12 protein-coding genes and 1 riboswitch are annotated in these 14,160 nt (G+C 59.0%); of the genes, 4 read left to right on the plus strand and 8 right to left on the minus strand.

The annotated features are described in order from the left end of the window. The first annotated feature begins 24 nt into the window (after positions 1–24). Together OU26_RS00490 and der are read left to right on the plus strand one after the other, a co-directional pair. Entirely contained in the window at positions 25–798 is a 774-nt protein-coding gene (locus tag OU26_RS00490) for a pseudouridine synthase (RefSeq protein ID WP_026645955.1), read from the plus strand. After that, positions 795–2,924, plus strand: coding sequence for a bifunctional cytidylate kinase/GTPase Der (der, locus tag OU26_RS00495; RefSeq protein WP_026645956.1), 2,130 nt, complete (start codon positions 795–797; stop codon positions 2,922–2,924). The genes OU26_RS00490 and der overlap by 4 nt, the downstream gene beginning before the upstream one ends. Positions 2,925–2,990: 66 nt before the next feature. On the opposite strand, the gene OU26_RS00500 is transcribed toward der, so the two are convergent. Next, entirely contained in the window at positions 2,991–3,404 is a 414-nt protein-coding gene (locus OU26_RS00500) for a hypothetical protein (RefSeq protein ID WP_026645957.1), read from the minus strand. 227 nt (positions 3,405–3,631) lie between these two features. On the opposite strand from OU26_RS00500, the gene OU26_RS00505 reads away from it, so the two are divergent. Next, positions 3,632–4,540 (plus strand): AEC family transporter, encoded by a 909-nt coding sequence (locus tag OU26_RS00505; RefSeq protein WP_026645958.1) that lies wholly within the window; start codon positions 3,632–3,634, stop codon positions 4,538–4,540. Between the two features lie 33 nt (positions 4,541–4,573). On the opposite strand, the gene OU26_RS00510 is transcribed toward OU26_RS00505, so the two are convergent. The 7 genes from OU26_RS00510 to OU26_RS00540 form a co-directional block, all read right to left on the minus strand. Then, positions 4,574–5,116 carry an LOG family protein gene (locus OU26_RS00510; RefSeq protein WP_026645959.1) on the minus strand — a complete coding sequence of 181 codons (543 nt, stop codon included), beginning with the start codon at positions 5,114–5,116 and terminating at the stop codon, positions 4,574–4,576. Between the two features lie 120 nt (positions 5,117–5,236). Beyond that, positions 5,237–6,031: an SDR family oxidoreductase gene (locus OU26_RS00515; RefSeq protein ID WP_026645960.1), complete on the minus strand. Its 795-nt coding sequence runs from the start codon at positions 6,029–6,031 to the stop codon at positions 5,237–5,239. A gap of 54 nt (positions 6,032–6,085) precedes the next feature. Then, positions 6,086–7,603, minus strand: coding sequence for an acyl-CoA reductase (locus tag OU26_RS00520; RefSeq protein ID WP_026645961.1), 1,518 nt, complete (start codon positions 7,601–7,603; stop codon positions 6,086–6,088). After that, positions 7,600–8,742, minus strand: coding sequence for a LuxE/PaaK family acyltransferase (locus tag OU26_RS00525; RefSeq protein ID WP_026645962.1), 1,143 nt, complete (start codon positions 8,740–8,742; stop codon positions 7,600–7,602). Before OU26_RS00525 ends, OU26_RS00520 begins: the two co-directional genes overlap by 4 nt. Before the next feature lie 55 nt (positions 8,743–8,797). Next, complete coding sequence (locus OU26_RS00530; protein ID WP_033498795.1) at positions 8,798–10,123, minus strand: solute carrier family 23 protein; 1,326 nt, start codon at positions 10,121–10,123, stop codon at positions 8,798–8,800. Between the two features lie 164 nt (positions 10,124–10,287). After that, positions 10,288–10,390: riboswitch (TPP riboswitch) on the minus strand. A gap of 122 nt (positions 10,391–10,512) precedes the next feature. Further along, positions 10,513–11,265, minus strand: coding sequence for an ABC transporter ATP-binding protein (locus tag OU26_RS00535; protein ID WP_081815607.1), 753 nt, complete (start codon positions 11,263–11,265; stop codon positions 10,513–10,515). 38 nt (positions 11,266–11,303) lie between these two features. Continuing rightward, on the minus strand, positions 11,304–13,028 hold the full coding sequence (locus tag OU26_RS00540; protein WP_033498768.1) for an ABC transporter permease: 1,725 nt from the start codon (positions 13,026–13,028) through the stop codon (positions 11,304–11,306). Positions 13,029–13,227: 199 nt separating this feature from the next. Between OU26_RS00540 and OU26_RS00545 the strand changes: the two genes are divergently transcribed. Then, the gene (locus tag OU26_RS00545; RefSeq protein WP_026645964.1) at positions 13,228–14,100 is read left to right on the plus strand and encodes a TrmH family RNA methyltransferase; all 873 of its coding nucleotides are present in this window, start codon (positions 13,228–13,230) and stop codon (positions 14,098–14,100) included. The last annotated feature ends 60 nt before the right edge of the window (positions 14,101–14,160 follow it).

Consider the following 14,160-nt stretch of genomic DNA (forward strand, 5'->3'; position numbering starts at 1 on the left):
TTATCCGGCCACGTTGGGAGAACGATGCCAAACGCATATTCTCGCGCCGCCAAGGCGCACAATCACGATAATGAGGGCATTCGCCTGCAGAAGCTTCTTGCCCAGGCGGGGTTCGGCTCTCGTCGCAAATGCGAGGAGATCATAACCGACGGGCGTGTTGAGATTGATGGCGAGCTGGTCACCGAACTCGGCACCCGCGTCGATCCGAAGCACCAGGAGGTGCGTGTCGACGGTTCCCGCGTCCGTGTGAACCCGAACCATGTCACGCTTGCATTGAACAAGCCGAAGCGTGTACTGAGTGCCATGGAGGATCCGAAGGGACGTTACACCCTACGCGACATCGTGGGCGACAAGTACGAGCGTATCTTCCATATGGGTCGTCTGGACTATGATTCGGAAGGCTTGATTCTCATGACGAACGACGGTGAGTTGAGCCAGCACGTCATGCACCCCAAGTATGAGGTGGAGAAAACCTACATCGCCACGCTGGAAGGCCGTATCAGCGGCCAGGTGTGCCGTCGTCTCGTCACGACCGGCGTGAAGCTCGATGATGGCTGGATCAAGCTCGACCGCTGTGCGATTCTTGACGCCAATCGGGAAAGCACGCTGGTCAAGGTTGTGCTGCATTCCGGCAAAAACCGTATTGTGCGTCGTATCTTCGGCTCGATTGGTTTCCCGGTGAGGCGCTTGGTGCGCACCCAGATCGGTCCGATCAAGCTCGGTGATTTGAAGAGCGGCACGTACCGTGTGCTGTCGCAGACCGAGGTCCGCTCCCTGTCCAAGGCGGTGGGCCTGTGATCCGCGTAGCAATCGATGGCCCCGCCGGCGTCGGCAAGTCCTCCACGTCCAAGGCATTGGCCAAATATTATGGCTTCGCGTATCTCGACACGGGAGCCATGTACCGCGCATGCGCCTGGTGGTGCATGCACAAGGGCATCGATTTGGATGCCGAGACGGTCGATGAGCAGCTCATCACCGAGACGGTGGGGGAGTTCTTCACCGACGGCCATTTCGACATCAGCGTCGATCCGGACGATCCGAAGGTGTATGCCGACGATGAGGACATCAGCGAGGCGATACGTTCTTCCGAGGTCTCCTCGCATGTGTCCAAGGTATCGAACATCATTCCGGTCCGCCACGTCCTGATCGCCGCGCAGCGCGCCTACATTGCACGCGAGGCATCCTCCGACTCCTTCTCTGAAGGTTCCGGCGTAGTCGCGGAAGGCCGTGACATCACCACCGTCGTCGCTCCCGATGCCGAAGTCCGCGTCCTGCTCACTGCCCGTGAGGAAGTGCGCCAGGCTCGCCGCAGTGGACAGTCCACCTCCGGTGTGGGCGCGGAGAACGTCGCGGCCCGTGATAAGGCCGATTCGAAGGTCACGAATTTCACTTCCGCCGCGGAAGGTGTGCTGACCGTCGATAATTCCGACCTCGATTTCGGCGAGACGCTCGACGTGCTGATCCGCATCGTCGACGACGCCATCGAGGAGCAGGAATACCGTCAGTACGTTTCCAACCTCGAAGGATACGACCTTGACGAGGGCGATGAGGCTCTGATCGATGGAACAGCGTTCTCCGGCGGCGAACGTCAGAATGGGCCGAAGCCGGTCGGAGTGCTCGCCGTGGTGGGGCGTCCGAACGTAGGCAAATCCACTCTGGTGAACCGCATCCTCGGCCGCCGTGCCGCCGTCGTGGAGGACACGCCGGGAGTGACCCGTGACCGTGTGAGCTATGACGCGGAATGGTGCGGAACCGATTTCAAGCTGGTCGACACAGGTGGTTGGGAAGCCGATGTGGAAGGCATCGAATCCGCCATCGCATCCCAGGCGCAGATCGCGGTTCAGCTGGCCGACGCCGTGATTCTCGTGGTGGATGGTCTCGTCGGTCTCACTGACACTGACGAACGCATCGTCAGAATGCTACGCGCCGCCGGCAAGCCGGTGACGCTTGCCGTGAACAAGGTCGATGATCGCGAAAGCGAATATCTGACCGCCGAATTCTGGAAGATGGGTCTGGGGGAGCCGTACGGCATCTCCGCCATGCATGGCCGAGGCATCGGCGAATTGCTGGATGCCGCGCTCGATTCGTTGAAGAAGGCCGAAAAGACCTCCGGTTTCCTTACGCCGTCCCATCTGCGCCGAGTGGCGTTGGTCGGTCGTCCAAACGTCGGCAAATCGTCCCTGTTGAACCAGTTGGCCCATGAGGAGCGTAGCGTTGTCAATGATCTGGCCGGCACCACGCGTGATCCGGTCGATGAGGTCGTCACCGTCGACGGTGAGGATTGGCTGTTCATCGATACCGCCGGCATCAAACGCCGCCTGCACAAGCTGTCCGGCGCGGAATATTTCTCATCGTTGCGTACGCAGGCCGCCATTGAGCGTTCCGAACTCGCCTTGGTGCTGTTTGATGCGTCCCAACCAATCTCCGATCAGGATCTGAAGGTCATGAGCCAGGCCGTGGATGCGGGACGATGCATCGTGCTCGTATTCAACAAGTGGGATCTGATGGACGATTTCGACCGTCAGCGCATGGAACGCCTGTGGAAAACCGAGTTCAACCGTGTGACCTGGGCGCAACGTGTGAACCTGTCGGCGAAGACCGGATGGCATACCAACCGGCTGGCCAACGCCATGCGCGGAGCTCTGAAATCATGGGACAAGCGTATTCCGACCGGCAAGCTCAATGCGTTCCTTGGTAAGATTCAGGCGGCGCATCCGCATCCGCTGCGTGGCGGCAAGCAGCCTCGTATCCTGTTCGCCACCCAGGCTTCCACCTGTCCGCCACGTTTCGTGATCTTTGCCACAGGTTTCCTTGAGCATGGCTACCGCCGTTACATCGAGCGTTGCCTGCGCGAGGAATTCGGCTTCGAAGGATCGCCGATCCAGATTTCGGTGAACGTGCGCGAGAAGAAGAAGCGCAAGTAGCGTTAGTAATCGCGATGATGGGGCGCATGCCACGGGTTTTCACCGGGCATGCGCCCCATCGTTTTGTCAGAACAGCGGACGCTCCTCCGAGTCGCGTGCCTCGAGAAAGCCGGTGACCGCTCTACGGGCGAGCGAGCTTAAGGAGATTCCATCCTTTTTGGCCTGTTCGCGTGCCTTACGCCCCAACTCATAGGGCAGCTTGATCTTCCACTCATCGCCGAGCTGTTCGCGTCCGCTACCCTGTTTGGGCATACGCCCAAGGCCTACTGCGTCGGAGCTCCCGTCAGGATGATCACGTTCGAGCGCCCTGCGGGTCAGCTCGGTGAGGGTGATGCCATCATGTTTGGCCCGTTCCCGCGCCCGCAATCCAAGCTCCCGCGGCAGGCGAATCTTCCACTCATCCTCGGGAAGCGTCGAATCGAAGACATGCGCGAATCCGTCGACGTCATCGAATTGAGGTTGGACTTCGCTTTGATCCAAACCGAACCACCTCTCCAAACGTTCGCGGCTTGCATATCTCGCTGATTTTTCAACCGTAACAAGTCCTCGCGACGCGTCGAACGTATTAATCCACCTTACGAAGAACGTGTTGACAAAAGGAAAACGTCAGGACATGACGCTTCATTCCCGGTCACATTGTGTCCGTTCCACATACGATATGCCAAGCATGCTCCTATACTCGGCCATATGTTGTTCCAAGCGGATCGTTGCTACTCGTCATCATCAGCGTCTATCTGCTCAAACGCATCCACATCTTCTCGGACAAATCCTATAAAGTGGTGCAGGGCTTGGTATTCAACCTCACCCTGCCTTGCGCCATCGTGATGAGCTTCGCCACGAACAAGCATCCGATGAACCTGCTGTGGCTGGTGGTGTTCGGATTGTTCGCCTGCATGATCCCGTTGTTCATTGTGTACTTCGGGTCGCATGGCGATGAGCCGCGGTATCGCGCCTACCAGATGCTTAACGCGTCCGGATTGAACATCGGCGCGTTCTGTCTGCCGGTGGTACAGACCTTCATGGGGCCGAGCGCCGGTCTGCCGGTCATCATGCTTGATATCGGCAACGCCATCATAGCCACCGCCGCATCCCTGACTATCACCCGTTCGCTGCTGCATTTGGGAAGCCCGACCAAAAACCTGCCGTTGAGCCTGAAAATCAAGAACATCGCCCATGACTTCTATTCGTCGATTTCGTTCGATTGCTACATGCTCATGCTGGTGTTCATGTTCGCCGGTTGGACCGTGCCGCAATGGATCGTCACGCTTATCACGCCGTTCGCCAATGCCAATGCGTTCGCCGCGATGGCTATGATTGGTCTCATGATGGAGATTCCCGACAACCACAAGGACCGTTCGGAACTCGGCAAGGTCATCGCATGGCGTTTCCTGTTCAGCATCATCATCGCATTGGCCGCTTGGTTCCTGCTGCCGCTTGACGAGCGTGTCCGCGAAATCGTGGTGTTGGCCGCATTCGCTCCGGTGACGATCTTCTCCACGAAATTCACCGATTCGCTGACCGGCAACGCCAAGCTCGCCGGCTTCTCGCTGACCGTCACCGCGGTCATCGGATTGGTGATCATGACGGTTCTGCACGCGGTGCTGCCGGTGGCGTGATTTCCTGTCACATGGATTCGGCGCCGAGGCGATTTATATGCGGGGATTGGCGATGATTCGTTCGATTTCGGCCAGGTTGGACGCGAAATAGATGCCTTGCTGCCGTTCGGCGGTGGAGAATCCCGAATCCACCATCCGTTGCAGGAAAGCCCTCATATCGTTGTAGAAGCCGTTGAGATTATAGAAAACGCACGGCTGGGACAACTGTCCGAGGCAGATTTTCGACACGACCTCGCTGATCTCCTCCAAAGTGCCCGTGCCGCCGGGAAAGGCGATGAACGCATCGCCAAGCTCGATCATGCGCGTGCGACGCTCGGTGATGTCCGTCACTATGACCAATTCGGTCAGTCCCGCGTGCGCGACACCTCGGTCCGCGAACATTTGTGCCTCTATGCCGGTTACTTTGCCGCCGTGGGACAGCACGGCATCGGCGATATTCGCCATCAACCCCTCGTTGGATCCGCCGTACACCAGACGGTTGCCGCTGTCCGCGATCCATGCGCCCAATTCCTCAACGGCTTTCTTGTAGGACGGATCATTGCCTTCATGCGCGCCGAGATACACGGTGATGTTCATGTTTCCTCCTTGCCGGTGGGCATGTCGTGACTGTGAAGGCCCGCGCCGTGCGGCACCGACGTTCAGACCAACGCACCACTATACCCGCATGCTTCCGTGTTCCTGCGGCTCTCCGTCCGGTCAACGCATCACAAGGCCACCGTCGACATGCAGGGTCTGGCCGGTGATGAACGCCGCGTCATCGCCGGCCAGCATGGCCACGGCTCCGGCAATGTCATCGGCGGTGGCGAGTCTGCCCATCGGAGTGGATTTGATGATTTGTTCCCGTACGTCCTCGGTGGTGGCCCGACTTGAATCGGTGCCCACGGTGAGACCGGCGGCGATGGCGTTCACGGTCACGCCCCACGCGCCTGCCTCCTGCGCCAGAGAGCGGGTGAATCCGACAAGCGCGCCTTTCGCCGCGGTGTAGTCGTGGTATGGGACGATGGGGGAGTCCACGAGGTTGCTGGAGATGTTGATGATGCGTCCGCCCGCCTGACGTCTCATCTGTGGCAGCACCGCCTCGCATGTGTTGTACGCGCCTTTGAGACAGCCCTCCAGCTGTGCCGCGTAATTGTTCCACCCGATCGCGTCGAAGGTCCTGCGGTTGCGCGGATCGAACGAGTAGTGCGCGAACGCGTTGTTGACGAGAATGTCCAATCCGCCGAACGTGGTGACTGTGGTGGAGACCATGTCCCGTACCTGTCCGGCGTCGGTGACATCGGCCTTGCAGGTGATCACGCGTCCGGCCGCATCGCAGTCGTCCATGATATGTCGCGCGCATTGTTGCGCGCGCTCGTCATCGCTGACATAGTCGATGACCACGCATGCTCCGGCTCGGACCAGACGTCGCGCGATGGCCGCGCCGATGCCGCGGCTCGCGCCCGTCACCACAGCCACACGTCCATCCAATGGCAGAAGATCAGAGTGCTGCATGGGAATTCCTTTCGATTCGAGGAAGAAGTTTTTTACGGGATGACATGGATGGAATCACTCGACATCCATGTCGAAACCGTCGCAGTACACGTCGGTGTTGCGTTCGATGTCGACCGCATGCACCAGATCAAGCAGATTGAAGCCGCCATCATGATGCCATCCAGATTTCGCACGATTCATCTCGCCAAGGGGACATATGCGATCGATGCCCATGGCGCCGACGCGCTGCGCAACCGCAAACAGCCTGTCCGGCTCCAATGCCACACCACAGGTCTGCAGCCATTGCGTGTAGGGACGCAAAACCGGCAGCGCGTCCTCCACGTGATCCACCGCCACGACGTTGATGGTGCGGTTCAACGGCGTGGAGAGGGAATCGGCCATGCCGACCGACGGATAGTACAGTACCGTCCAATCGGTGTCCGAACGTGATTGGATGACGAACGGGTCGTCCGACGCCATGGAATCATCATCGGATTCGCAGGCGCCGGCCAGCGGGCCTGCACCCAGCATCAGGGCTTTCATCTGCACTGCCGAACGAAGCCGCTGGATGGCCAGTGATTCCTCCTCGGAAGGTGTGGAACGGGGATATTTACGCTGTTGGGATTCCAGTTCGCAGGCGAGCAGTTCCGCGACATGGGCGGGAGGCACGGCGCCGCCGCGTTCCACGAACATGGTTTGCGGCGCCAGACAGCTCTGCTGATCATATGTGGCGACATCGATGGCCATGCGGTGAACGGTATCGGCATACAGGTCCGCGCGGAGAGCCTCATGTCCGATTAAAGCGAAGCCGATTTTCGCGCCGTAGCTGAGGAAAGGCTTTCCGGCACGTACGCGCGGGCGAATCGCCTCGGTGGTGTGCGACGAACCGTACGCGACCACCACATCCGCCTCGCCAATCGCGGCATCCTCCAAATCCACGGTGCCGCCACGCCAAGGCACGATCGCCAAAGCATCTGCCATATCAGGATCGACGCTTGCCAGGGAACGGGCGAACAACACCGGCATCAGCGGCTCGTCGAACGACGATTTGCCGAGAATCGAGCTTTTCGTCAGCAGGGACATCGTCATGCTCCATACCGGAATGCCCGGCACATTGCTGGAGAACACATGGAACGACAGTTCCGGACCATATAGGCGCGTGTATCCGCCCGAACGGTTCGGACGGTATTCGTCAAGCATCTGCGGGCAATCCAACTCGTCATCCACGAAACGCAGCAGCTCACGTCTGCGGAACATGCGCATGTACCGTTTCAATTCGATACGCACCATGGAGGCGTCGTAGCCGGTGATCGCGGGAATGAGATGCTCCGCGAGCCTGCGTTCCGAGTACGATGGGTCTGTCCACAATTCGACCGCCTGCGCGATGGCGTTCACGATCCTATCCGTGGAATACCGTGCCAACGTCTCCTCGCGATGCCGACGCACCGAATCGGCCAATGCGCGCACCGTGGAGGCATCAAGCCGGGGAAAACGCAACATCACCGTATCGCCGTCAGACAGTGAGACGTCACGCGTGCCGAAATCGGAGAACGTGAAATCGCGAGGCGCGTGGAAAACATCGATGACGCTCATGCGTTGGCCGCCATCACCTCGTCGACGGTGATCGAGCAGCCGCGCGCCTCGGCACCCTTCGCACGGCCATTCAGCTCGTAGCCGTGTTCGGTGCGCACGCCCAGATCCTCCGTCAGAATCGCCAGACAGGAATTCCAATTCGCCAGATCGCAATGCGCGATCACACCTTGTTTTCCATCAGCGACCGGCGTGAGCGTGGCCGGATCAAGGAACACCGAACGCACCCATGACGGCGTCTCCTTCAGATAATTCGACGAACCGTCCGTGTAATAGGACAGGATGTTCTGGTCGTAGATCTGGGAACTCAACTCCGTCATGCCGTACATGTTCACACAATGCGTGCGCTGTACTCCGAACACGCGTCCGAACGCCGCATACAGGTCATCGACGGTCATATCGGTGCGGGTGCTTTTGAAACCGCCCGTGTCGAATATGCGCGAATCGGCTGCGAGACGATAGGCCTTGCCCTGCTTGTCCAGATAATCCAGCAGATACAGGTAGGCCGAAGACGCGCCCATCAGCATCACCGTCTCATTGTCGGCTGAAGCCTTGTCGAGGAAACGCTCGACACCGGTGAAATCAAGACCATCCTCATGGAAGAAGAAGCCACTGCCGTCGGCGCCGCACTCCTGAACGGCACGGGTCAGATACCGTGATAGCGACGAATGCTTGTTCATATCCCATGCGGGGGAGAGCACCGCGATGCGGATGCGCTCGCGGTCGGGCATGATGAAATGCCTGAACGGCACGATCATCGATTCGTCCCATACCTCAAGATCGGGATGGAAATTGCGGCCACGTTGACCGGGATGCGTGGTGCCGCTGGTGGTGAACACGGCCTCGCAATCATTTTCCGGCACGGAGGTGAGCGTCAGCATCTTGAAGCCGTCGACCGGCATGGGCGGAATCCGCATCCAGCTGGAGAGCGTCTGCGGAGTCACGCGTTTGGACATGCAGTAGGCGCGGTAGGGGAGATTATGCTCGAACTGGAAGGAGAAGATGCGTCTGGCCAGCCTGTCGAACGCATCATCCGGCGCTTTGTCGCAACCGTATCGTGATATGAAGTCAAGCACCTCCCGCTTGATGTCCGCCTTCTGCTCGTCGAGTGTTGCAGATTTCTGCGATTGCTGTGTCTCCATGTGGTGTCCCTTTCGTATGTCCTTATATGCAATTCCGATGCCGTGGCTGTGCCGATTATTCCGTTTGATTCGTGCGTTCCGCCGTCCTTGCACGTCGTGCGATCATATCCGGCAGATCGATGATGAGCGCCTTGAGAATCACCACGCTGAAGGCTCCGACCAGGATCGAGTTCGAGAAGAACACATGCGCTCCGCCCTCGAGTCCGCTGAGCGCGTTCGGCAGGGCGATGCCGAGCAGCAGGGAAAGCCCTATCACCACTTGGTTGCGATCGTTGCCTTCCACTTTGCGCAGCGTGTTGAAGCCGGTGCTGATAAGGCTGGCCGCGGCCGGTAGGAAGATGCCGCCGATCACAGGGGACGGGATAAGAGAAAGTACCGCGCCGGCCTTCGGAATGAATCCCAGGACCACGAACACCACGCCTGCGATGATCACCGGCACACGGGTGCGTGTCCTGCCTTCGTCGGTGACCTTGAGCAACGCGACGTTTTGCGGATATGCGGTGGTGGTGAAGCCGCCAATCAGCGAGGAGATAGCCGATCCCGCAGCCTCGCCGGCAAGCCCATAGCGCACCTGACGATTCTCAAGCTTCGTTCCCTGAATCTCCGTGGCGGCCTGATATACGCCGAGCGCCTCCATGATGGCCACCAGGTATGCGATGAGGAAAGGCACGAAAACCGCCGCGTTGAAATCGAAACCGCCATATGGCATGAATTTCGGCAGGCCGAACCACGGCTTGGACGACACTTCGGAGAAATCCGCCATGCCGAACGCCAGCGACATCGCCGTTCCCACAACCAGTGCGATCAGATACGACAACGCTTTCGCCATGCCCTTGCCGAATTGGGAGAGCGCCACTACAAGAACGCAGGTGACTATGGAGACGGCCAAGGTCTTCGGGTCGGCGAAACCTTTGTCGCCAGGCGCTCCGCCAAGGAATTCACTCAGCGTGAAGCTCGACAGCGACACGCCAACGAGGAAGATGACCACGCCCGATACGATCGGAGCGAACAGAAACCGTAGCTTCTCTATCACGCGTGTCAGGCACAGCACGAGGAAGATCAGCGAGCTGATGAAGATGGACGTGCCCGCCGCGGCAAGAGAGCCTGCCGTGCCCGCTGCAATCATCAGCGCGTCGAATGCTGCCGAAGGACCCTGCACGATGGGAAGGCGCACCAGCTTGGTGGCCTGGATGAGCGTGACCAAACCGGACACGATGAAAATGGCGTTCACCATATTCGACGACAACGCCAGAGGAAGACCGATCGCTCCGGCCACGAACACCGGGTCGAGCCATACGTTCGACACAAGCACGTGCTGCAGACCAAGCAAGGCGTTTTTAGGCGTGAGCCTGCCGGAGGCACCTCCATCTCCGGCTGCCACGGATACGGCCCCATCCTGCGACCGATTCGTGGATTGTGATTGCTTCGCTGTCGGCGATGGCATTGTGCTGGCCATTGGGCATCCTCCGATTTCCGTGTTGCCACTTTCCGTATGCTGCGATGATTCGTCGAGACACAGAAGACGCACTTGCACGGAGAATGGCCATGCATGTGACCGGTACCATCCCTACGCAGGCATTATCCTGATCAGGTTGAAGGGTTCGGGTCTTGCCCGTCTCAGCCGCATTCGGCGCCCCTGTACTCGAAAACCCAATGGTAGCGTCACCTTCCAACAAGACAAGACGACGGAAAGCCTCCCGCATGGTGCCGATGATGGGGAAGCAGTCCGTCGTCCGTTGCCTGGATGGTTTTATCTTCCTAGAACATGCCCTAGTTGTTTCGCTTTCCGCGTCTTCTGATCGGTGCCAGTTCGAACACCTCGTCCGATGCCTTGGCCACTTCTGGACTGTGCGTCACGATGATGACGCAGCGGTTTCCATCATGTGCGAGCTTCCGGAAGATGCCCATGATGTCGTCCTGGGTGGCGAGGTCGAGATTGCCGGTCGGTTCGTCCGCCACGATGATGGCCGGATCGTAGCTGAGCGCCCGGGCTATCGCAACGCGCTGCTGCTCGCCGCCGGACAGGTGCAGAATGCGTTCGTTGGCGTACTCCTTGGGCAGATGCACTTGTCCAAGGAGCCCGTCGACGATGTCCTTCTTTGGTCTGTCGAAGGATTTGCCGGACGCTTCCATCGACAGGATGATGTTCTCCGCGACGGTGAGGTTGGGCAGCAGATTGAAACTCTGGAATATCACGCCGATATCGTGGCTGCGGAAACGATAACGGTCCCGTTTGGCCAAATCCTCCCCGTCGATCAGCACCTTGCCCTCCGTGGGGACGGCAAGTCCCGAGATGAGTGAAAGCAGCGTGGTCTTGCCCGCTCCCGACGGTCCGGTGATGGCATGCACCTTGCCGGCATGAAAATCATGGCTCATGTTCCTCAGCACGCGTTTGCCGCCTTTGGTATAGGCATAGCTGACGTCGTCAAGGCGGAGCGTCGGCGCGTCCGCCTGGCGTGATTGCCGCTCCGAGTCCTTTTCCGTTCCGCCGTCGATTACGACATTCGTGTTTTTCGTGATCATGGGAAATCCTTTCAAAGAAGTGATGTGCGGTCATGCGGTCAGGAACGGTCGGCGAGAATCTGCAACGGTTCGTAGCGCAGCACGAACACCACCGCGACCAGCGTCGCGACCAGCGTCAGTCCCAGTCCGACGAGCAGCAGCTGACCGACCACCTTGAGGTCGACGGTCGCGTTGACGGAGGAGACATAGTCCACGGCGCGGCCCATCATGCCCGGTCCTCCCTGCGCCCGACGCTGGGACGTTCCGTCATCCCCTTTGTTTTCGCCAGCCGTCGTGGAACCGTCTCCGGAATCGGAACCGTTCTTGGAATCATTGGAATCGCCGGGCTTCGCCATATCCCTGCCGAACTGTTCGCGCTGGCTGCTCTGCTGCGACTGCTGCTGCTCGACTTGGCTGGCAAGCAGCTGGTTGGACACCGGCACGGACACGGCCGCGCCCACCCCCGCTCCTACGGCAAGGCCGATCATGGTGACGATGAGCAGCTCCAATGTGAACTGCGCGGCCACCTTCACCTTGTTCACGCCGATGGCAGTGAGCACTCCAATCTCGTATTTGCGCTCGCGTACGTTGAGCAGGGTTATGACCACCAGCACGACCGCGCCGACGGACAGCACCACAATCAACAGCGTCAGAGCGAACTTCGAGAGATTGTTCAATGGCACCAGACTTGATTCGTAGTTTTCCACATCCGCGGAGGAAACGGTGTAGTCGCTGCTCAAGCCCGCTTTTTTGACGTCTTTGGCGAACGTCTCGTAATCGGATTTGCTGGAGCATACGTAGGTGTAGCTGAGTTGGGCGGCGGAATCGGAATCGGCGTCGGCGTCAAGTCCCAATGATTTCAGCGTGGACACGGATGTGTAGATGGCGTTGGCCGGATCGGAGGCTGTGGAGCGCATCGGTCCCCCCATTTGTTGGGACGAGTCGGTGGAGTTTTTGTAGATGCCGACGATGGTGAGCTTGTAGGTGGTGTCCGAATCGTTGGCGTCGGAGACAGTGATGGTGTCGCCGACGGAAAGATCGTTGAAATCGGCGAGCGATTTGGAGATGATGACGTCGTCATCGCTGCTCGATCCATATCCGAACACCTTGCCATCAACCATGGTGAAACTGCCGTTGGACGCGTTGGACACGGCCTCATCGGACGAGAAACCAACCAATGAGAAGTCGCCGGATACCATGGTTCCTCCATCTCGATCGGACATGCCGCCACTGTCGCTCATCTTGCCGTCGGGTGGAGCATCGGATTGACCGTTCTGCTTGCCAGAGGCGTCGGTGCTGTCGGAGACGTTGCTAGAGCCCTTGGAATTGTCGGTTCCGCTTGATTCGGATGAATTGTCCGAATCACTGACCGGCTGGAAATCGTCGGTGGCGGAAAGTCCGGTGGTCTCCGTGTAATACGTGGATTTCACAGCCGAGGACGACTTCGCGTATTTCTGGTAGTCGGCAAGCGAAAGCTGCTTGTCGGCCAGCGCGGATCGCATTGCGTCGAAGTCGGGTTTGCCGTCGGCTCCGCTTGATTCGGACGAGTCGGAATCCGTCGTGGTCTGTTGCCTCGATTCGCTGATGAGCTTGCTTCTGTCAAGGCTGATCTGAGCGGTGACGGTGGTGTTCTCCAGGCCACTCGTTCTGGCGGTGGCCGCGGCCTGACGGATGGAGAGACCGATCGTGGCCGCGGCCGCGATGATGGTCACAATGACGATGATGAGAATGTTGCGGCCCTTGTTGCGGATGACACTTTTCCACGCGTTCCTGAAGACGAACATGGTGGTTTTCCTTATGCTTTATCGGTTGATGTTTCGCGCCGTTCGCGATCGGCGTTTAAGCCGATGGTAAAAAACGTATCTTGGCGTACGGCAGAAGGATGCTTTGCTGATGCTGGAATGTGACTGGGCGTTTGCTGAATGCCTCGAAACGTGACATGGCCGCGTCTCAAACCGCTTCGAAGGTGTTAGGCTAATGCGCATGCCAATTAAATCCGAAGTCATTGCAAACCCGAAAGCGGAGCGTATCCGCAGGGTCGCCGAACTCGCCGACCGCAAAGGACGCAAACGTTCCGGACGGTTCATGGTGGAAGGACCGCAGTCGGTGCGCGAATTGCTTGCCTGGCATCCCGACATGGTCGAAGACCTGTATGTGGAGGTCGCCTCCGTCGAGCCGGACGCGGCCTTCATCACCCCGAGTGTGGCGCAGATGGCCGGGAAGGCCATGCAGGCCGGCGCCTATGTGCATAAGGTGACGCATGACGTCATGCGTCGCATGAGTTCCGATGCGCAGGGCGTGCTTGCCGTCGCCGATATGCGCGCCTTCCTTGATTCCGCCGTCATCGATGGAGACTTGGACGAACATGCGATGGTCGCGGCGTTCTGGCAGGTGCGCGATCCGGGCAATGCCGGAACCGTCATCCGGTCCGCCGACGCGGCCGGCTGCGCGGGTGTGGTGCTAGTCGACGATTGCGTGGACATCTTCAATCCGAAGGTGATCCGTTCCACGGCCGGATCGCTGTTCCATCTGCCGGTCGTCACCATGGGCACGGACGAATATTTCGATTGGTGCGCCGAACGTGGCCTTGCCGTTTATGCGGCCGACGTGTACGGCACCGACGCGCGTCCTCCGGAACCGCTTACGGATGTGCTCGCCGTGCCTCAATCGCTTTCTCAGGCCAAAACGGTGCTTTTCGGCAATGAGGCTCGCGGATTGGACAAGGAAGTGTTGGAGCGTGCGGACAGAATCGTGTCGATTCCGATTTACGGCAGAGCGGAATCGCTCAATCTCGGTACCAGCGCGGCGGTGATGCTGCTGAGCTTGGCTATGTCGAGTCGTATTGAAAGAATGTAAAGTCGTAAAAAACGTTGGAATTGCGCGTTTTGTGCGCAAAACAAACGGGTAAATAAGAAA

This window comes from Bifidobacterium ruminantium DSM 6489 (assembly GCF_000770925.1).
Taxonomy (GTDB): domain Bacteria; phylum Actinomycetota; class Actinomycetes; order Actinomycetales; family Bifidobacteriaceae; genus Bifidobacterium; species Bifidobacterium ruminantium.